Here is an 18,425-nt window from a genome sequence, read left to right on the forward strand (position 1 = left end):
CGCGTCAACCTGCAGTGAACGCCTGTAGCGCCGGCACGAGGATCATGCTCAGCACGATCACGAGGACCGACGTGACGACGGTGGCGACGGCTCCGACTCTGAACATCGTCCCGAATCCAACCGCTCCGAACGCGAACGTCGCGGCCACGGCCGGGCTGGACCAGGGAAGCGCCACCGCCTGCGCGGTCCCCGCGATAATCCGCGCGAGAATCGCGGGGTTGTAGCCGAGAGCCTCCGCAATCGGGAAGAGCATCGTGGAGACCATCACGGACGTCGCCGTGCCGCTGGCCAATTGCGTCAACGCTGGCGTGGCCAGGCCCGCCACCCAGGGTAACGCTCCCGCGGTGACGTTGCCCGTGAGCATGGCGACCAGCCAATCGAGCAGGCCCAGACTGGCCAGCACGTCGGCGAGCGCCGCCCCGCCGACGACCAGGAACAGCACGTTCCACCCGACGCCTTCCTGGAAGTCCTTCGCCTCCAGGGTCATTTCGCCTCGCCTGGTATCCGCCGGAAGCAGGAAGAGCAGCACCATCGCCACCGGAGGCACGTACCAGATGTCGAGAAACTCGGCCGTGACGATCGTGGGGAGGGTCCACAGGACCAGCATCAGGATCAGCACGAACAGGACGTTCTTTTCCCCCTGGCTCATCGGTCCAAGCTGTTCGAGTTCCTTCCGAAAGCGGGCGCGGGCGTCGGAGATGTCGTACGCCTCGGGCCGCAGCATGAACTTCAGGATCAAGTAGCAGACCGGAAGGTGAGCGGCCGTCAGGAGAACTCCGGTCGATGTCCACTGTGCGAACGTGACGCTGTAGCCGGTCAACTGTTCCAGCAACGAAACGGTCAGCGCGTTGAAGACGATGCCGGCCGGTGTTGCCAGTCCGCCGGCGGCCGCACCGTACAGAACGGCCAGGCTCGCCGCCGCGGCCATCCGCGACGCGCCGGGCGCCACGGACCGGGTGAGCGACAAGACGACCGGTGTCACCGTCACGATGACCGCCAGGTCGCTGACCGCCGCGGACATCACCGCCGACACGACCAGGATCGCGAGTATGAGCCCGCTGCCGGAACCCGCCACTCCCGGCAGGCAGAGCGCGGTCAAGGCGATTCTGCGCGCCAGGCCGTGTTTCTGAAACGCGTGCCCGAAGAGCATGATGCCCAGCAGCCAGGGAAGGATGACCTGGCCGTACCGGGCGGCTACCTCGGAGAAGGGCATCGCACCGAGCGGAAGCAGAACGAGCGGCAGGAAGCTGCTGACGGCCCACGGCACCGGCATGGTCACCCACCACACCACCGTCCAGGCGCAACTGCTCAGGGCGAAGTGCGCTTCCGGCGCCAGGCCGTTCAGCGGTACGGCGTAGACGATGGCGAACGCCAGCGGTCCCGCGAGCAGGCGCGGCACGAACGTCCGCGGGCTGGTCGGGCTCTCAGCGGCCGCCACGGCTCGCCTCCGGGACTTCGACGTGGATCGTCACGATATCCGAGTCGTGGAACTGCTGGTGGCGAACGGAGGACGCGATGTGGCGCAACAGTCGAAGCGAGACTTCCCGCTCCATCAGCACGTCGTCGGGCCTGTCCGCCAGCAGTCCGATCTGGTCCTGAACGTTCTCCTCGCCAGCTCCCGCAATGAACTCGAGGACGGCGCCACCGCTCTCCTTGCGGGCCCTCAGCAGCAGGCGCCGCCGGTCGCGGTCTTCCCGCTTCTCATCCTGACCGGCAAGCGTCAGCAACGTTTCCTCGCTGGCGGCGTCGAGACGGTCGACCATCTTCGTTCCCCAGCCGTTCCGGGATGCGAACGCGCCCAGAAACTTCCTGATCTTCGGCAACACGGACGGATCGAGCTCGACTTCGATCTGACTGCGGCGGGGCGCCGTCGCTTCCAGAAACAGGGTCATGAAGATGGCTGCGAGACCGCCGGCCGTAATCCCGTTCTGCAGCAGGCCACCCGCGAGTTCCGCCAGCAGCTCGGGGAATATCAGGTCGTTCTGGCAGCCGACGCCGACCCAGAATGCCACGCCGGCGATGAGTGCCTTGCGATGATCGATTCCGCCCTGCACGACTTCCGTCATGCCGCGGACAAAGCTCATCGCCAGCACGACGGTCAGGTAGGCGACGACGACCGGGCTGGGTATCGCGAGGATCATCGCAATCAGTTTGGGCAGGAACGCCAGGGCGATCAGCACGCAACCGCCGGCGATTCCGACGCGGCGGGCCGCGACTCCCGTCAGCTCGACGGTGGGGACGCTGACTCCGATGGTCTGGGTCGGCATTATGCCCGTGAGTCCGGACAGCAGCTTGCCGATACCGTCCGCGGCCACCGCCCCCTCGACCGCCCGGTAGTCCACGGCCCGCGGCCGGCGCCACGACACGCGCTGGATGGCGACGGCCCCGGTGATCGTCTGGATGGCGCCGATGAGGGCCACGAAAACGAAGGCGGGAAAGAGCTCCACGAACGCCGGGCCCAGGTCGGGGCCGATACCGGGCCAGCCACCCTCCGGCAGGCCGATCCACGGCGTCCGGCCGACGCGATCCGGATCGTACAGGCCCAGCGATCCGGCAACCACCGAGCCGACTACAACCCCGATGAGGGGAGCCCACAGGCGGAGCGTCGCGCTCCCCTTCAGAGAGATGGTGCTGATGACGGCAATCGTCGCCAACGCGGTGAGGGGCGCGTCGAGAGGTGCCGCGTCGCCTGGCACGGCGGTCAGGCGGCCGAATACGACCGGCAGCACGGTAGCCGGTACGAGCATGTTGACCGTACCGACGATGGTCGGGGTCAGAAGCCGCCTGAACAGGGAAAGCCGCATCGAAATGACGATCGGGACAAGTGACGATGCGACGACCAGAGTGGCGAGCAGCGCCGGACCCCCCTCGATGAGGGCGCTGACGCAGACGCCGATATAAGCGCCCGCGGGGCCCATCGCAAGCACGTAACCGGCTCCGATCCGGCCCAGCCGTACCGCTTGCAGCGCCGTGGAGATGCCGCTGACGGCGACCGCGCTGAACACGGCCCAGGACAGGTACGCTTCCGTCCCGCCTGCGGTCTGGATGACGATGGTGGGGATCAGGACGATACTGGCCAGTCCGAGAACGACGAGCTGGACGCCGGAGCCGAGGGTCAGGGCTGCCGGGGGATTCTCGTCGGGCTGGTAGCGAACGGTTGGAGCGCGCCGCGCGTCACCGTCGGTCACCAGGTTCCCCCGTCCGGGTCCTGCGCGTCCCGTTGAACCTCACGCCCTGAGGCGGTTGGCGCGCCGTGCGCTTAGCCGGGTCGGCCCGTCAACCAGTTCCAGGGCCTGATGTGGGATTCGGCCAAGAGGTCCGCCTGCCAGTAGGGACTGTCGGTCACGAAAGCGCGTGCTGCGTCGAGCGAGGGAGCTTCCAGCACCAGCATCAGGCCGTTCGGAGTCCCTCCGCTCTCGTCGAGCGTCGGCCCGGCATGATGAACAGTCACGTCACGGTGCTGCGGGTGATCGTGAAGGTAGGCCGAGAATTCATCCCTCAGGCGGAGCCGCTCCTGTGTCGTTCCTTCTCTTTGCGTGGCGAAGACTACGTAATGCATGTGGCACAGTCCTCCTTTGGACGGCTGCAGGGCCAACCGGCGATGCCTTGGAGTCTACAAGAACAGAATGCGCCCGTCAGCCGGGAAAGCAGTCGGGTAAGCGATGGCTACTTGCGGACGAAGCCCACGTACACGTAGAGCCCGGCCAGGACGGCAAACGCCACCAACCCGATGTTGCCGTAGAGGGGATTGACCTGGAGTCCCAGGAACAAGGCAAACGAGAATGCCAGGTACAGCCCGATTATTGCGGCGGCGTGAGCGAGGACCTTCACTGTTAACAGTTCGGCCTAGTCAACCAGCGATTGGTAGACCGCCTCGACGAATCCCTCCCGAAAACCGTTCCCGTAGGCCGGAGAGGCAGCGGCCATGATGACGGTCACCATGTCCTGCACCGGGTCGATGAAGAACCGGGTGCCGGACGAACCGTCCCACCAGAAGGTGCCCTCGGGGACTGGGAGGGGAGACGCGTCGGCGTCCATGACGACACAGAACCCGAGGGTCCATCCACGACCGGGCTGCGGGCTGCCGAAGCCGATGGGCAGGAGAGCGTCGGGAACCCGGTTGACGGTCATCAGGGCGACGGTAGCCGGCTGAAGAACGCGCACACCGTCGAGTTCGCCGCCGTTCAGAAACATCTGCGAGAAGCGGAGGTAGTCGCGCACGGTAGAGACTAGGCCGACGCCGCCCTCGATCAAAGCCGGCTGGTCGGTGAACGGCACTACCTCAATTGCGTGCGGCCGCAGCTCGCCGTCGGGCCCGGGACGGTACGCCGGTCCGAAGCGATCGGCTCGGGGGGCATCGACCCGAAACACGGTATCGGTCATGCCGAGTGGTTCGAAGATCCGCTCCTGAAGGAACTCGTCGAACGGCAGCCCGGACCAGACCTCGACGAGCCGGCCGAGGATGGTGGTGGAGATGCCGTAGCGCCAGCGCGTGCCTGGATCCTCGAAGAGCGGCACGCGGGCGGCGTTGCCAACCATCTGGGGCAGCGTGATGGAGCGTAGCCGGACCTGTTCGGCGCGATAGATGGACGAGCTTCGGCTGCCGAGTCCGGACGTGTGCAGCAGGAGGTGCTCGACCGTCATCTCGGCACGCCGCGGCCGGGTCGCGGTCAGGTCGGGGTTGGACGCGTCGGCGAAGACGCGCTGATCCGCGAACTCGGGCAGATACACCGAAACGGGATCGTCGAGCTCGAAGCGGTCCTCCTCCCAAAGGATCATCGCGGCAAGGCTCGTGATAGGCCGCGTCATGGAGTAGAGGCGGAACAGGGCGTCGTCGCGCATCGCGAGGCCGCGCTCGCGGTCCAGCTCGCCGAGGGCTTCGAGATAGACGAGTTGGCCGTGCCGGGCTACTGCGGCCACGACGCCGGCGATGTCTCCGGCGTCTACATGGGATTGCAGCCCGCGTGTTGCTTGGTCCAGTCGTTCGGACGACAGGCCGACCGACTCCGGGACTGCAGTGGGCAGATCCTGTGCCCGGACCGGACTGCCACCGCCAGCAAGACCGCCAAAGGCGAGAAGAACGATGATGAACCGGGAAATCACGGTGACGCTCCGACTATACTGCGGGGATGCAGCCTTCCGGGAATCACCGCGCCGACTGGACCGGAATCCGGCCGGACGACTCACCGATCAGGCCGCTCGACAGCCAATCGTTTCTAGCGCGGCTGCGGATGCTCAGCGAGCGCGTCCGTGAACTGACCTTGCTTCGCCAGGCTCGGACGGAACAGCACACGCATGAAGAGCGGCTTCCTCGGGATTCTTAATGCGCTTCACGACCGTCACGTTGAATTCGTGATTGTCGGTGGAGTCGCCGCGGCCTTGCACGGCGGTTCGCGTGTAACTTTCGATCTGGATCTGGTGCCCAGTCTGAGGCCTGCTTCCTGGCGGGCAACGGTCGACCTGCTGTGGTCACTCGGAGCCCGCCCCCGGATTCCGGAACCTGTTGAACGGATCCGCGATGTCGAGCGAGTCCGTCGCTGGCGGCGGGAGAAGGGCATGCTGGCACTGCGCTTCCAGACGGCGGACGGCAGCATGGAGGTATACCTGTTGGTCGGCGAGAGCGACGGGTTCTATGGACTCAGGCAGCGGGCGGTCGACGTGACGGTCGATCAGCGCACGTTCCTGGTGGCGTCGATAAACGACCTCATCTCCATGAAGCGGCGTGCCGGCGGACCACAAGACCGGCTGGATATCGCCGAACTGCGCAACATCCAGAAACGGCTGGACTGAAGCGCGTTCTCCCTCGAGGCGCGGGGCGCCCCTACGCGAACATCCCGAGCGTATCGAACCTGCCCCCGAGGATGTCCTCCGACCTGGAATGGCCGAGGTACCCTTCGATGAGCGAGGCGTAGACGCGCCGGAAGTCGGTCGTGTACTGCAGATTGTCTCCGTACACGAGGTCGGTCAGGCTGGGCGGCGTGCTGTACTGGCCGCCGTTCACGCCGCCGCCGAGCACGAACGACACGTTGGCGGTGCCGTGGTCGGTGCCGAGGTTGGTGTTCTCGGGCACGCGCCGGCCGAACTCGCTGTGGATGAAGACGCACACCTCGTCCTGCTTGCCGAGGCGCTTCATTTCCTCGAAGAAGCCCCAGACCGCGTCGGAGCAGTACTGCACCTGGCGGTTGTGGGGGCTCTCCTGATTGACGTGCGTGTCGAAGAGGCTGTTGCGCAGCCGCACGTAGTAGAGCCGGGCCGGGAAGTCGTTCTCGATGAGCGCGACGACCTTGTCGAGGTCCAGCAGCCGGAGCTCCGTGTTGCGGCCTTGGTTGTAGTTCGCCCAGGCCTCGCTCACAAGGGCCGAGGCCTCGCGGGCGCTCTGGTTGACGTCGAGCAGGAACTTGTGGATTTCGCCGCGGGCGGCCTGGCCGTTCCCCAGCTGCTCGACGTACGGGCTCTGGGGATGAAACAGATCGCGCCGGAACGCGCCCGGATCCTGGAAGACCACCGGGACGTGCTCGTGGGCCCGCACGGCGAGTGACTGCGCGGACGCGACGTTCACCAGGAAGTTGGGGCTGCCCGACGGATCGAGGGCGTCGGCGGTCCGGCCGTACCAGCCATAGGCTTCCCCGCTGTTCGGAGCGCCGGTGTGCCAGAACGAGCTGGAGGCGAAGTGGGAGAACGACGGTTGGTCGTAACCCGCCCCGTGAATGACGGCGCAGTTGCCCTCCTCCCAGAGGCGGTGCATGCCCACCATCGATTTCTGGAAGCCGAAGTGCTCGTCCACCTTGATCACGTCGGCCTCCCGGACGCCGATCGTGGGGCGGCGCCGGTACAGCTCGTCGTCGCCGTACGGCACGAACGTGCTCAGGCCGTCGTAGCCGCCGAACCACTCGAACACCACCAGGATCTTGCCCTCGGTGGCGGCCAGCGCCTCCGACGTGGCGCCGAACAGCGGCGGCAGGGGCCCCAGCCCGCTCCCCAGCAGGCCGAGGCCGATCCCCTTGGCGCCGATCTTGAGCGCCTGCCGGCGGGATACCCCGCTGGCGTCACACAGCTTCTTGCCGCGATTGGTCAGGGTCATGGTCGTGCACCTCTATTTCGGACGTCAGTCGATCTGGTACTCCGGCGTGCTCATGATGAGATGGGTCACCATACGCAGCGGGTCCTCCAGGTAGGTCCGGGCGCGCTGGAGATCCGAGGTTCCCAGCTCCTCTTCCAGAAGCTCCACCAGGCCGGTGCGCATCTCCGCCGATATCGGGACCCGCAGGAACCGCCCGAGCAGATGGTCGACCGCCTCGGTGGCGGTCGTCGCCCCCGCATCCAGCACCATCCGGCTCATGTCGAAGCGGGCCGCACCGCGCGGGGTCGGAATCAGCTTGCGGCCTGCCTCGGCCCACGCCTTGTAGCCGGAGACCCGCGTGTTGAACATCTCGTCCCGCTCCAGGGCAGACAGGTCGAACGCGGTCATCTGGTTCGGATCGCCGTCGATGGCGATGGCGGCGCCGTAGTCGAAGCCGCGCCGCAGGCGCTCGCCCACCAGCCCGTCCCCGGTCGGGGAGAGGAAGTTCGGATCCTTGAAGTCGATGATGTCCGGGAACAGGTACTCGAAGGCGACGTTGCCCCGTTCCTGCAGGAGCGCCGGCGTTATCCACGACCGGCCCTGCGCCCAGCCCGCGACCGACGGCGGATTCAGCAGGTGCTGGCCCAGGCCGATGGTGGTGCGGTTGAAGTCCGGCACGCCGGGCACGTCCGGGGCGCCAAGCTGTCTTAGCATCGCGATCACGTGCTCGACCGGCCCCTTGATATGGGCGCCGTAACTCGCCTCGCTGTAGAAGTCGCGTGACAGGAAAATCGTCCGCAGGAGCGGCTTGAGCTCGTAATGGTGGTTGCGGAGGACGTCGCCGAGTTCGGCCTGCAGTTCCGGCGACGGGTCCTCCCGGACGAAGAAGCGGTAGATCTTGGCCGCGATGTACTCGGCCGTGATCGGCTGCTCCAGAATGATGTGGAGCACGTCCACGCCGTCGAAGTTGCCCGTGTGGCCCAGGAAGGTCTTCGGGCCCTCGTCGTGCTGGTCCTGGTTGACGACGAAGTCGAGGTTCACGAAGTTCCAGCCCGTGAACGCCCGTGCCGCCTCGCGGACATCCTGCTCGCTGTAGTTGCCCACGCCCATCGTGAACAGCTCCATCACCTCGCGGGCGAAGTTCTCGTTGGCGGCGCCCTTCACGTTCACGCCGGCGTCGAGGTAGTAGAGCATCCCCGGGTCCTGGGCAACGGCGACGGCCAGCTCGCCAAAGTTCCCGGTCGCGTGACGCTCGAATGTCTCGACCTGAAGCAGCATCTTCCGGTAGTCGCGGACCTTGTTCTGAGCGGTGGCGAAGTGCCCGTGCCAGAACAGGGCCATCTTCTCCTCGAGGGGGCGGTTGGTGTCGAGCATCCGCTCCGCCCACCAGTAGCCGACCCGGCGGGTTTCCAGCGCGCTCGCTCGCAGCCAGTAGAAGAAGCGGTCGGAGACCGGTTGCATGTGGCGGTTGACGAACTCAGGCTTCACCCGGATGCCCATGCTCTCGCCGCGCACCATGGCCAGGTCGGTCGCGGCGGGCCGGCTGGGCGGGAAGTTCATCAGCGTCTCGTCCCAAAAGCCCGAGTGCTCGAACGGCAGTAGATGGTCGTTCGGGATGTCGTCGTAATCGACGAGGGAGCGGACCGCCTCGTCCGGTGTCATGTCCGCCAGGCGCTGGACGTCCTCCGGCGTACCGCTGAAGCCCGCGCGCCCGAGCAGGTGTTCGGCGCGGTCGTAGTTCCAGTCCGCCGCGGTGATGGCGGTCAGGTCCCCCGTCCAGGAAGCGGGTCCGGGATCCCAGTCCTGCGCGCCGGCCGTCGCGGCGTGGCCGCTGACAAGAAGCGCCAGCGCGGCGGCGGCGACCACGGCGGAACGGCGGTGTCGAGTCGGCATCGGTCGCATCTCCTCGGTCCGGCGGTCCGTCCCCTCGGGGCAGGCACACCTCGTCCCCGCCGGAATCTCCATTGTGGACGCCCGCGCGGCTTTGTCAAGCTCGCAGGAGCAACAGGGGCAGCCAACCGGACAAGGCTCCGCCGGTCTCGCCGGGTCATTCTTCGCTGTTCGGAGCGGATGCATCGGTCTCGCCCGCATCCCCAGACGCCGTCGGCGCCGTGTCGATCGCCGGATACAGCCAGGAGTGCTCAAGGCCTGGATGCCGCGCGCCGTAGCGGGCCGGGATGTCTTGGGTCCAGTTGCTGGGAATCGTGAGGCAGAACGCCAGCAGGCCGGCGAACGCAAGACGCTGCCAGGCGAGCGGCGGGGCATGGTCCGGCCGGCCGATGCCGGCCGCGGCGCGGAGCCCCCAGCTGGCGCTGCCCCGGAGCCGACCCAGCCGGCGCAGCCGCGAGCGGTAGAGGCCCGCGGCGCCAATCACGGCCATGACGATGTTCAGGGTTTGACCGGTGCCGAGGGCGAGGCGGTGGGTGGGGTACTCGCGGAACAGGTCAATGAAGAAGCGCGGGAATGCGTACCAGAAGACGAAGCGGGCGGCGACCGCGCCGGGAGTCGAGTTGACCCGCCGCACGTGTAGCAGATACGCCATGAGCAGCAGGTTCTTGGCCCCGTCGTAGAGCACGACGGGATGGCGAAAGCCCTCCGCGTAAGGAAACTCGACCGCCCACGGGACATCGGTCACGGCGCCCACGATCTGCCCGTCGATGAAGTTGCCTATGCGTCCCATGCCCATCAGGAACGCGGCCGGAATGACCAGAGCATCGGCCACCAGCAGGAACGGTTTCCCGTGCCGGCGCGCGAATGCCGCCGCGGCCAGCGCCCCGCCGAGCAGCAGACCGTGCGTCGCCATCCCACCAAGCCACCAGGCAGGGAGCAGGTGCAGGTGCTCGCGATAGAAGGGCCATTCGTCGAAGGCGATCTCGACGGCGCGTCCCCCGACCAGCACGCCGATCGTGATGTACAGGCTCAGGCTCCACACCTCGCGGGGCGACAGCCGCAGCCGACCGCCGCCGCGCCTGAGGAACAGGTGGAGCTCCAGGAAGCCGAGGGCAAAGCCCAAGCCGTACCACCAGAGGTAGAGGCCGCCCAGATCGAGCAGAATCGGGTCGATCCGATGGGTGTACGGCCCCAGCATGCGTGCTTCCCCGTCGACGTACTACAACGGGCCGCCGCAGTCGGCGCGGCCCATCACTCGGCCGGTTCGATGCGCAGCAGGGCCGCTTCGCTGCCGTCCGGATCGTTGGTAAGGAACGCGCCACCCGTCAGGACGTACAGGAGGCCATCGGGACCCTGCCTGACGTCGCGGATGCGCCGCCGGAGGTCGGCCAGCAACCATTCCCGGCGGAACTCCAGGCCCTGCCGATTGAACTCGATCCGCTCCAGGTGGCCGGTGCGCTCGACACGGCCGACCATCAGCGAACCCACGAACAGGTCGCCCTGCCAGGAGGGGAACCGATCCCCGGTGTAGAAGACGAGCCCGGAGGGCGCGATCGAGGGTAACCATACGATCTCCGGCTGCTCGAACTGCTCCTGCCAGGGCCGTTCCGCCACGCGGGGGCCGAAGTACTCCCGCGAGTAGGAGACGTCCGGCCAGCCGTAGTTGCGACCCGGCAGGATGATGTTCACTTCGTCGCCGCCCATTACGCCGTGCTCGCTCGCCCATAGGTCGCCGGTTTCAGGGTGTATCGCCACGCCCATCGGGTTACGGTGGCCGAGCGAGAAGACCTCGGGCGCAAACCCTTCCTGACCGGCGAACGGGTTGTCGTCCGGCGCGGTTCCATCGTCGCGCAGCCGGAGCACTTTGCCGGCGTGGCTTGCGGCGTCCTGGGCGTTCGATCGGATTCCGCCGAACGCTCCCCCGACCGTCATGTAGAGCATGCCGTCCGGCGCGAACGCGAGGCGCGCGGCGCCGCCCGCGGTGGTCCCTTCCGACACGAACAGATCGCGGACCTCCGAGAGCGCTCCGCCTTCGAAGCGTCCGCGGGCCAGCGCGACCCGCGACCCGTCCTCGACGGGCTTCGAGTAGGTCAGGTAGACGAACCGATTGTCGGCGAATTCCGGGTGCACGGCGACGTCCATCAGCCCCGCGAGCGGACTTCCGGTGAAGACCTCGGGAACGCCGGCAATCGGATCCGGGTCCAGCGCGCCGTCGCGGATTCGCCGCAGCGTGCCGAGGCGCTCGGTGACGAGCAGGCTTCCGTCCGGCAGGAACGTCAGGCCCCAGGGATAGCGCAGCCCCTCCGTGACGACGACCACCCGGATCCGCTGTCCCGATGCCGTCTCGTACTCGCGCGGACCGTCGGGGAGCGGAACGGCCGGGATGCCCTCGGCCGTAAACGGCTCCGGTTCGGGGTCCGGACCGTCCTGCTGTGCGCCGGGGGCGGTCGAGCAGACGAACGCCAGCAGCGTCGCGGTGAGGAGCGTGGTCCGTCTCTTCATAGTCGTGCCTCCGGCGGCCGCCCGCGGCCACCGGCCCATGCTATCCGACAACCGTGAACGTTAAGTACGGACTCGCCCGGCTTCTGGAGTAATAATCAACGGGCATCAGAAGCCACAGGAGGGCGCCATGCTCGCATCCGGCTTGCCGTCGTTCCGGTTCCGCCCGTCGGTTCCCGTGTGCGGTCTCGCCGCCGCGCTGGTGGCGGCGGCGGGACTGGCGGGCTTCGCGCAGGAAACCGATCGCATCCGGCCCGTGACCGACGCGGAACTTCAGGCTCCGAGCCCGGACGAGTGGCTGATGTGGCGCCGGACCCACAACGGCTGGGGCTACAGCCCGCTCGACCAGATCACCCGCGGCAACGTAGCCGACCTCCAGATGGTCTGGACTCGCGGCATGGGGGAGGGACGGCAGCAAGGAACGCCGCTCGTGCGTGGCGGCGTGCTGTTCATGCCGAACCCGCGCGACATCATCCAGGCGATCGACGCGGTGACCGGCGACCTGATCTGGGAATACCGCCGCAACCGCCCGGACGATCTGGGCGACTACATGATCGGCAGTCTGATCGACACCAACCGCAATATCGCCATCCACGACGAGCTGATCATCAATACGAGCATGGACGACTACCTCTACGCGCTGAACGCTGAAACCGGCGCGGTGGTGTGGGAGACGCAGGTCCTCGACTACACGGTCAACCCGGCCAACCAGACGTCCGGGCCGATCGTCGCCAACGGCAAGGTCTACTCGGGGCGGAGCTGCGATCCGCGGGGCGGTCCGAACGGGTGTGTCATCACGGCGCACGAGGCGGCAACCGGGGAGGAACTGTGGCGGCGCCGGCTCATCCCCGGTCCGGGTGAGCCGGGCAACGAGACCTGGGGCGACGTGCCGTTCGAGGAGAGAGGGCACGTCGGCTCGTGGATGGTCCCGAGCTACGATCCGGAACTGAACCTAGTCTACGTGGGCACGTCGGTCACTTCACCGGCGCCGAAGTTCATGCTGGGCGGCGCCGACCTGACGCACCTGTACCACAACTCCACCCTCGCCCTGAACGGCGATACCGGCGAGATCGTCTGGCATTACCAGCACATGAACGATCACTGGGATCTCGACCATCCGTTCGAGCGGATCCTGTTGGACACGCCGGTCCGCCCCAACGCGTCCGCCGTGAGCTGGATCAATCCGCGCATCCGGCCCGGCGAGGAACGCCGCGTCGTCACCGGCATCCCCGGCAAGACCGGCATCGTCTACACCCTCGATCGCGCCACCGGCGAGTTCCTCTGGGCGACGCCCACGATTACGCAGAACGTCGTGAGCGGTATCGACGGCGCGACCGGCAACGTCACGGAGAATGCGGAACTGATCTTCACGTCCGCCGGCCAGCAGGTGCTTGCCTGCCCGCACGCGAGCGGCGGCAAGGACTGGGAGGCGGGCGCCTATTCTCCGCTGACCAACATGATGTACATGCCGCTCCGGAACGTCTGCGCCCAGATGATGGCGGAGGATCCGGACCAGCGGACGAACCGGCTGTACGCCATCGCCTGGAAGTCGCAGCTCGCGCCCGGTTATGACGACGTGGGGAGCGTGCAGGCCATCTCGGCGGAGACCGGCGAGGTGGTCTGGAACTACCAGCAGCGGGCGGCGACGATGTCGCTGGTTACCACCGGCGGAGGACTGGTCTTCGGCGGCGACGTGAACGGACGCTTCCGGGCGTTCGATCAGGAGACGGGTGATACTCTCTGGGAGGTCAACCTCGGCTCTCCCGTCTCCGGCTTCCCGATCAGCTACGCTGTGGATGGCCGTCAGTACATCGCGGTCAGCACCGGCACTGGCCGCTTCCTGGATCTGACGCCGGAGCTGCGGCCCAGCACCACCCCGAACCTCTTCGTCTTTGCTTTGCCGGAACAAGAAAAGCGAGGTCCATCATGAGCAGACTGACTTTCCTCGGCGCCGCATGCGCCACCGCCATCTTGCTGTTCGGCGCCATGCCGCCCGCGGCGGCGCAGGAGTGTGCGCCCGACGGCGACGTGCAGTTCGTCTGCGGCCCGGTCAGCCCGGAGGACTTCGCGCAGGTGCCCGATTCCCCCTGGGTGATCGTCCCCAACATGGTGGACAACGGGCCGATTCAGGCGATCGACATCCGCGACAACAGCACCGTCACCATCTTCCCGGCTACGGCCGGGGCGCGGCATGACCGTTCGATGTACGGCGACTGCCCGGGCCCGGTGACATCCAATATCCGGCCGCACGGTCTGAACCTCCGCCCCGGGAGCGGCGGCCGCCACACGCTGTATGTCGTCGGCCACGGTGGGCGCGAGTCGATTGAGGTCTTCGAGCTGGATGCAACCGGGTCGCAGCCGGTCCTCACCTGGGTGGGCTGCGCGGTTGCGCCGGAGGGGATCGGACTCAACTCCGTCGTGGCGCTGCCTGACGGCGGCTTCACCGCGACCAGCCCCAGGACGCTCGACATGTGGGAATGGCAGTCGGGTGATGGCTGGACCCGCGTTCCCGGGAGCGAGGAGATCGGGCCGAACGGCATCGAGCTGTCGCGCGACGGTAAGTGGTACTACGTGGGCGGCTACGGCGATCAGGCGTTGATCCGCCTCTCGCGAAATCGCACCCCGCCCGAGAAGCACCCGATTCCCGTCGGCTTCCACATCGACAACGTGCGCTGGGGTCCTGGGAACACGCTGCTCGCGGCTGGCCACATCGGACCGACCCGCGAGGCGATCGGCCTGTGCATCCGGCAGGGGCAGTGCGACGGCGTGTCGTCGCGCGTCGCCCGGATCAACCTCGATGACAACACGGCGGAGGAAGTCGTCAACTATCCGTCGAACGGCCTGCTTATCCTCGGCACCGCCGCGATCCAGGTCGGTGACGAGATCTGGGTGGGGCAGGTCGCCGAAGGCAATCGCATTGGGCGTTTCCCGGCGCGATAGGGGTGCGCCGGCAGGACAGGCACGACAGGGAGTGGCTGCGTGCCGGGCGCATGGCCGCACGGCGCGAGGTTCGCATGAGGACGAGAGCGAGTAGAAGAAGCCGCGCGGGGCGTGGTCCCACGGTCTTGGGGATCCTGTTGGTCATCGGCGTCATCTGGGCGGGTTGGGTGTCGGTTCCCGCGGCCGAGCCAAAAGGGCGCCCGGCCCGCGCTGCGTCTCGGGGCGCGACAGGTTGGCAGTCGCACGCCTCGGTAGCGGAAGGGGTATTCAGCGCTGCCCAGGCGTCGCGCGGCGAGCAGACGTTCCGGCAGGTCTGCGCCGCCTGTCACGACACCGGGGAGTTCTCCGGCGGGCGGTTCCGCCTGACGTGGGTCGGCCAGACCGCCGGTGACCTGTTCGACACCATCGCGACCCTCATGCCGGAGGGTGATCCGGGAAGCCTCCGTCCCGCGGAGTACGCGGCGGTGGTGGCCTACCTCCTGCAATTGAATGGCTATCCGGCCGGGGAGACGGACTTGTCGGCCAGCATGCAGGAGCTGCGCGGTATGGAGATCGTGGAGGCGCCATGAGACGGGTTGCAAGCGTCCGGAATCGCCTTGGTTTCCTCGTGGCGGTGATGGCAGTGGCCGCGGTTGCGGCCGGCGTGGTCGCTGGCGCGCGGCTCCTGCCGGTTTCGGCCAGCGCGCAGGGAGGTGAGACTCCGGCCGGCGAGTGGCGCTACATCGGCGGCGACGCCGCGCACACGCGCTACTCCGGCCTCGATCAGATCACGGCCGACAACTTCGACGACCTCGAGGTTGCCTGGGTGTGGCGGGGCGACAATTTCGGCCCGGGCACGCTCGGGACATCGCGCTCGACCCCGATCTACGTCGACGGCGTGCTCTATACCGTTGCCGGCGAGCGCCGCAACGTGGTGGCGATAGACCCGGCCACCGGCGAGACGCTCTGGACCTACCGCGAGCCGCACACCACCCGCTTCGACCGCGGAATGCGCAACGGCTACGGAAAGGGCGTGGCCTACGCCGAGGTGGACGGCCGCGGCATCCTCTACATCATCAGTCCCGCCTTCTTCCTTCACGCCCTCGACGCGACGACCGGGCGGCCGCTGGAGAACTGGGGCAGCCCGGTGCCGCTGCCTGGCTTCCCGCAGACGGGCGTCGTCGACATGCTGCCCGACCTGATCGCCGACTGGGGACCCTGGGAGAGCTGGGACGGCGCCTACGATCCCGATTTCGGCATCCCGCGGGAGTTGGGCTACATCACCAGCTCGTCGCCGCCCATCGTCGTCAACGGCGTCGTCGTGGTGGGCAACTCGGCCGAGCAGGGCTACAACCAGACCCGCATCGAGAACGTGCCGGGCGACATTCTCGGCTACGACGCGCGGACCGGTGAACACAAGTGGAAGTTCCACGTCATCCCGCGTCCCGGCGAGTTCGGGCACGAGACCTGGGAGAACGACGCCTGGGAATGGACGGGCGACGTCTCGTCCTGGGCTCCCATTTCCGCCGACCCGGAACGGGGGCTCGTCTACGTGCCGACCAATCCGCCCACCATCGACTTCTACGGCGGCTTCCGTCCTGGCGCCGGGCTGTTCGGGACGAGCGTCATCGCCCTCGACGTCGAGACCGGCCAGCGGGCCTGGCACTTCCAGACGGTGCACCACGACATCTGGAACTTCGACAATCCGACCGCGCCGGTGGCCCTCGACGTCACCGTGGATGGCCGGCCTCGGGAGATCGTGGTCCAGACCACGAAACAGGGCTGGGCGTTCACGTTCGACCGGGTGACGGGCGAGCCGATCTGGCCGATCGAGGAGCGGCCGGTACCGCAGTCCGAGGTGCCGGGGGAGCAGCTTTCGCCCACCCAGCCGATGCCGACCCGTCCGGCCGCCTACGAGATGCAGGGCCTCACCGAGGATGACCTGATCGACTTCACGCCGGAGCTGCGGGCGGAGGCGCTCGAGATCGTCCGGAACTACCGGATCGGGCCCATCTTCAATCCGCCGATCGAGCGGGGCCATCCGTCGGGCCTGCGTTCGTTCGTCAGTTGCCCGAGCGGGGCGTCGAACATCTTCGGGCCGACGTCGGCGGACCCCGAGACCGGCATCCTCTACGTCTCGACGCAACGCGGCTGCCGCTCCGAGAACATCGTGCCGGGGGAACTAATCGACGCGCCGGCCGACATCAAGACCACCGGCCGAACCATCGCCGACTTCGCGGTCGTCAACCGCGGCGACTTCCGTGGGCCGCAGGGGCTGCCCATCTTCAAGCCGCCCTACAGCCGCATCGTCGCCATCGACATGAACACCGGGGAGCATCTCTGGGAGACGCCGAACGGCGACACGCCGGAGAACATCCGCAACCATCCGGCGCTGCGGGGCCTCGACGTGCCCAACACGGGCCGGCGATCGCACGCCGTCACGATGGTCACGAAGACGCTGCTGATCACGGCCGAGGGAACCGGCGGCACGCCCCGTCTGCACGCCATCGACAAACGGACCGGCGAGCGCCTGGGCACGGTCGAGCTTCCCGCCTCGGGGCAGTACGGAATGATGGGCTACCTGCACGAGGGCCAGCAGTACATCGTCGTTCAGGTGGCGGGACCGGATCTTCCCGGATCGCTCGCCGCGCTGCGCCTGCCCTTGCGCTGAGGAGATCGATCTGCCGGGGTCGCTGGCGGCGTTACGGCTATCTCCGCTGCACTGGCTTGCATATTGCCCACAGTGCGGGCGATAATGGCCCATGTCGTGGTCGGTGCCCAGCTACCTGCCTCGATACGCGGCCGGCCTGCTGAAGCGCGCGCTTGACGCCTTCCCCGTCGTCGTGCTGATGGGCGCGCGCCAGACCGGCAAGAGCACGCTCGCGCGGACCGAGCCGTTTCTGGCCGACCGCCTCTACCTTACCCTCGACGATCCGGAGACGCACGAGCGGGCCCGGCGGGCCGCGCCGGACCTGGTGTGCAGCGCGCCGCGGCTGACCCTGGACGAGGTGCAGCGCGAGCCCGACCTCCTGCTCGCCGTCAAGCGCGCGGTGGACGAGGACCGGCCGCGCCGCAACGGCCGTTTCCTGCTCACCGGCTCGGCGAACCTGCTGCTCATGCGACGCGTGTCCGAAACGCTGGCGGGCCGGGCGACGTACCTGAACCTCTGGCCGCTCTGCCGCCAGGAGCGGCTGGGGCGCGGGCGCCCGGGCGTCTGGTCCGATCTGCTCGCCGCTCCCGTTGCCGATTGGCCGGACTTCTTCGAGTCGCGCAACGAGACGCCCGCCGCCTGGCGGACCGAAGTGTGCGTCAGCGGCTACCCCACGCCGGCGGTCGAGCTCGGCGCCGTCGACGCCCGGTCGCTCTGGTTCGACGGCTACGTCCGCACGTATCTGGAGCGCGATCTGCAGGCCCTGACGGCGGTGAGTAATCTGGTCGATTTCCGGCGGCTAATGCGCGTGGCGAGCCATCGTCTCGGCGGCCTGATCAACCAGGCGGACATCGGACGCGATCTCCAGTTGCCGCGCACCACGGTGCAACGCCATCTCAGCCTGCTGGAGACCTCCTTCCAATTGGTGCCGCTGCCGCCGTACTCGGTGAACCGGAGCAAGCGGCTGGTCAAGAGTCCGAAGCTCTACTGGAGCGATCCGGCCCTCGCGCTCTGGCTGAGCGGTGCGAACGGCGCGTCGGGCGAGCACCTCGAGAATCTCGTCCTGACCGATCTGCTGGTGTGGCGCGACGGGCAGGCGCCGGCTCCGGACGTGCTGTTCTGGCGGACGACAACGGATCGCGAGGTGGACTTCGTCGTCGAAGCCGGCGGTCGGCTCTTGGCCGTCGAGGTGAAGGCCGACGCGACTCCCGGATTGGCGGACATGCGCGGCCTACGGCTGTTTCGCGAGGAATATCGAGATCAGTTCGCCGGGGGCCTGCTGCTGCACGGGGGCCGCGACATGCAGTGGATGGGCGATGGTGTGCTGGCCGTGCCGTGGTGGCAGGTGGTGTAGCTTGTCCCGGCAGAGCCGCTGTTGCGCCGGCCGCCCGCATGGAGGATGATGCC

The 18,425-nt window shown here is 67.7% G+C and carries 15 protein-coding genes; 6 read left to right on the forward strand and 9 right to left on the reverse strand.

The annotated features are described in order from the left end of the window. Positions 1-4: 4 nt before the first annotated feature. From F4Y45_14440 to F4Y45_14460, 5 genes are all read right to left on the reverse strand, one after another. A complete protein-coding gene (locus tag F4Y45_14440; GenBank protein MXY25701.1) occupies positions 5-1,438 on the reverse strand; it encodes a hypothetical protein in 1,434 nt (477 codons plus the stop codon). Further along, positions 1,425-3,191 (reverse strand): hypothetical protein, encoded by a 1,767-nt coding sequence (locus F4Y45_14445; protein ID MXY25702.1) that lies wholly within the window; start codon positions 3,189-3,191, stop codon positions 1,425-1,427. The genes F4Y45_14440 and F4Y45_14445 overlap by 14 nt, the downstream gene beginning before the upstream one ends. Positions 3,192-3,259: 68 nt before the next feature. After that, positions 3,260-3,559, reverse strand: a complete 300-nt coding sequence (locus F4Y45_14450; protein MXY25703.1) for a YciI family protein — start codon at positions 3,557-3,559, stop codon at positions 3,260-3,262. A gap of 107 nt (positions 3,560-3,666) precedes the next feature. Further along, the gene (locus F4Y45_14455) at positions 3,667-3,831 is read right to left on the reverse strand and encodes a DUF4175 domain-containing protein (GenBank protein ID MXY25704.1); all 165 of its coding nucleotides are present in this window, start codon (positions 3,829-3,831) and stop codon (positions 3,667-3,669) included. Between the two features lie 15 nt (positions 3,832-3,846). Then, positions 3,847-5,187: a beta-lactamase family protein gene (locus tag F4Y45_14460; protein ID MXY25705.1), complete on the reverse strand. Its 1,341-nt coding sequence runs from the start codon at positions 5,185-5,187 to the stop codon at positions 3,847-3,849. Positions 5,188-5,295: 108 nt separating this feature from the next. Between F4Y45_14460 and F4Y45_14465 the strand changes: the two genes are divergently transcribed. Next, entirely contained in the window at positions 5,296-5,790 is a 495-nt protein-coding gene (locus F4Y45_14465) for a hypothetical protein (GenBank protein MXY25706.1), read from the forward strand. Positions 5,791-5,821: 31 nt separating this feature from the next. Here F4Y45_14465 and F4Y45_14470 read toward each other — a convergent pair whose 3' ends face one another. The 4 genes from F4Y45_14470 to F4Y45_14485 all read right to left on the reverse strand — a co-directional run bounded on the left by F4Y45_14470 (position 5,822) and on the right by F4Y45_14485 (position 11,491). Then, the gene (locus F4Y45_14470; GenBank protein ID MXY25707.1) at positions 5,822-7,081 is read right to left on the reverse strand and encodes a DUF1501 domain-containing protein; all 1,260 of its coding nucleotides are present in this window, start codon (positions 7,079-7,081) and stop codon (positions 5,822-5,824) included. Positions 7,082-7,105: 24 nt separating this feature from the next. Then, complete coding sequence (locus F4Y45_14475; GenBank protein ID MXY25708.1) at positions 7,106-8,953, reverse strand: DUF1800 domain-containing protein; 1,848 nt, start codon at positions 8,951-8,953, stop codon at positions 7,106-7,108. 154 nt (positions 8,954-9,107) lie between these two features. Beyond that, positions 9,108-10,148, reverse strand: coding sequence for a prolipoprotein diacylglyceryl transferase (locus tag F4Y45_14480; protein MXY25709.1), 1,041 nt, complete (start codon positions 10,146-10,148; stop codon positions 9,108-9,110). Positions 10,149-10,201: 53 nt separating this feature from the next. Beyond that, positions 10,202-11,491: a PQQ-dependent sugar dehydrogenase gene (locus tag F4Y45_14485; protein ID MXY25710.1), complete on the reverse strand. Its 1,290-nt coding sequence runs from the start codon at positions 11,489-11,491 to the stop codon at positions 10,202-10,204. Positions 11,492-11,579: 88 nt separating this feature from the next. On the opposite strand from F4Y45_14485, the gene F4Y45_14490 reads away from it, so the two are divergent. From F4Y45_14490 to F4Y45_14510, 5 genes are all read left to right on the forward strand, one after another. Beyond that, complete coding sequence (locus F4Y45_14490; protein ID MXY25711.1) at positions 11,580-13,379, forward strand: PQQ-binding-like beta-propeller repeat protein; 1,800 nt, start codon at positions 11,580-11,582, stop codon at positions 13,377-13,379. Beyond that, positions 13,376-14,389 carry a hypothetical protein gene (locus tag F4Y45_14495; protein ID MXY25712.1) on the forward strand — a complete coding sequence of 338 codons (1,014 nt, stop codon included), beginning with the start codon at positions 13,376-13,378 and terminating at the stop codon, positions 14,387-14,389. Before F4Y45_14490 ends, F4Y45_14495 begins: the two co-directional genes overlap by 4 nt. 50 nt (positions 14,390-14,439) lie before the next feature. Then, complete coding sequence (locus F4Y45_14500) at positions 14,440-14,958, forward strand: hypothetical protein (protein MXY25713.1); 519 nt, start codon at positions 14,440-14,442, stop codon at positions 14,956-14,958. Next, positions 14,955-17,039, forward strand: coding sequence for a PQQ-binding-like beta-propeller repeat protein (locus F4Y45_14505; GenBank protein ID MXY25714.1), 2,085 nt, complete (start codon positions 14,955-14,957; stop codon positions 17,037-17,039). Before F4Y45_14500 ends, F4Y45_14505 begins: the two co-directional genes overlap by 4 nt. A 91-nt stretch (positions 17,040-17,130) precedes the next feature. Further along, complete coding sequence (locus F4Y45_14510; GenBank protein MXY25715.1) at positions 17,131-18,372, forward strand: ATP-binding protein; 1,242 nt, start codon at positions 17,131-17,133, stop codon at positions 18,370-18,372. Positions 18,373-18,425 lie beyond the last annotated feature (53 nt).

This window comes from Acidobacteriota bacterium, assembly GCA_009838525.1.
In the GTDB taxonomy this organism is placed as follows: domain Bacteria; phylum Acidobacteriota; class Vicinamibacteria; order Vicinamibacterales; family UBA8438; genus VXRJ01.

Excerpts from the sequence above, each read along its gene's own strand:
- F4Y45_14465 (MXY25706.1), top strand. The coding sequence starts at position 5,296 with ATGAAGAGCGGCTTCCTCGGGATTCTTAATGCGCTTCACGACCGTCAC.
- F4Y45_14450 (MXY25703.1), bottom strand. The coding sequence starts at position 3,559 with ATGCATTACGTAGTCTTCGCCACGCAAAGAGAAGGAACGACACAGGAG.
- F4Y45_14475 (MXY25708.1), bottom strand. The coding sequence starts at position 8,953 with ATGCCGACTCGACACCGCCGTTCCGCCGTGGTCGCCGCCGCCGCGCTG.
- F4Y45_14490 (MXY25711.1), top strand. The coding sequence starts at position 11,580 with ATGCTCGCATCCGGCTTGCCGTCGTTCCGGTTCCGCCCGTCGGTTCCC.
- F4Y45_14470 (MXY25707.1), bottom strand. The coding sequence starts at position 7,081 with ATGACCCTGACCAATCGCGGCAAGAAGCTGTGTGACGCCAGCGGGGTA.
- F4Y45_14495 (MXY25712.1), top strand. The coding sequence starts at position 13,376 with ATGAGCAGACTGACTTTCCTCGGCGCCGCATGCGCCACCGCCATCTTG.
- F4Y45_14510 (MXY25715.1), top strand. The coding sequence starts at position 17,131 with ATGTCGTGGTCGGTGCCCAGCTACCTGCCTCGATACGCGGCCGGCCTG.
- F4Y45_14505 (MXY25714.1), top strand. The coding sequence starts at position 14,955 with ATGAGACGGGTTGCAAGCGTCCGGAATCGCCTTGGTTTCCTCGTGGCG.
- F4Y45_14500 (MXY25713.1), top strand. The coding sequence starts at position 14,440 with ATGGCCGCACGGCGCGAGGTTCGCATGAGGACGAGAGCGAGTAGAAGA.
- F4Y45_14480 (MXY25709.1), bottom strand. The coding sequence starts at position 10,148 with ATGCTGGGGCCGTACACCCATCGGATCGACCCGATTCTGCTCGATCTG.
- F4Y45_14485 (MXY25710.1), bottom strand. The coding sequence starts at position 11,491 with ATGGGCCGGTGGCCGCGGGCGGCCGCCGGAGGCACGACTATGAAGAGA.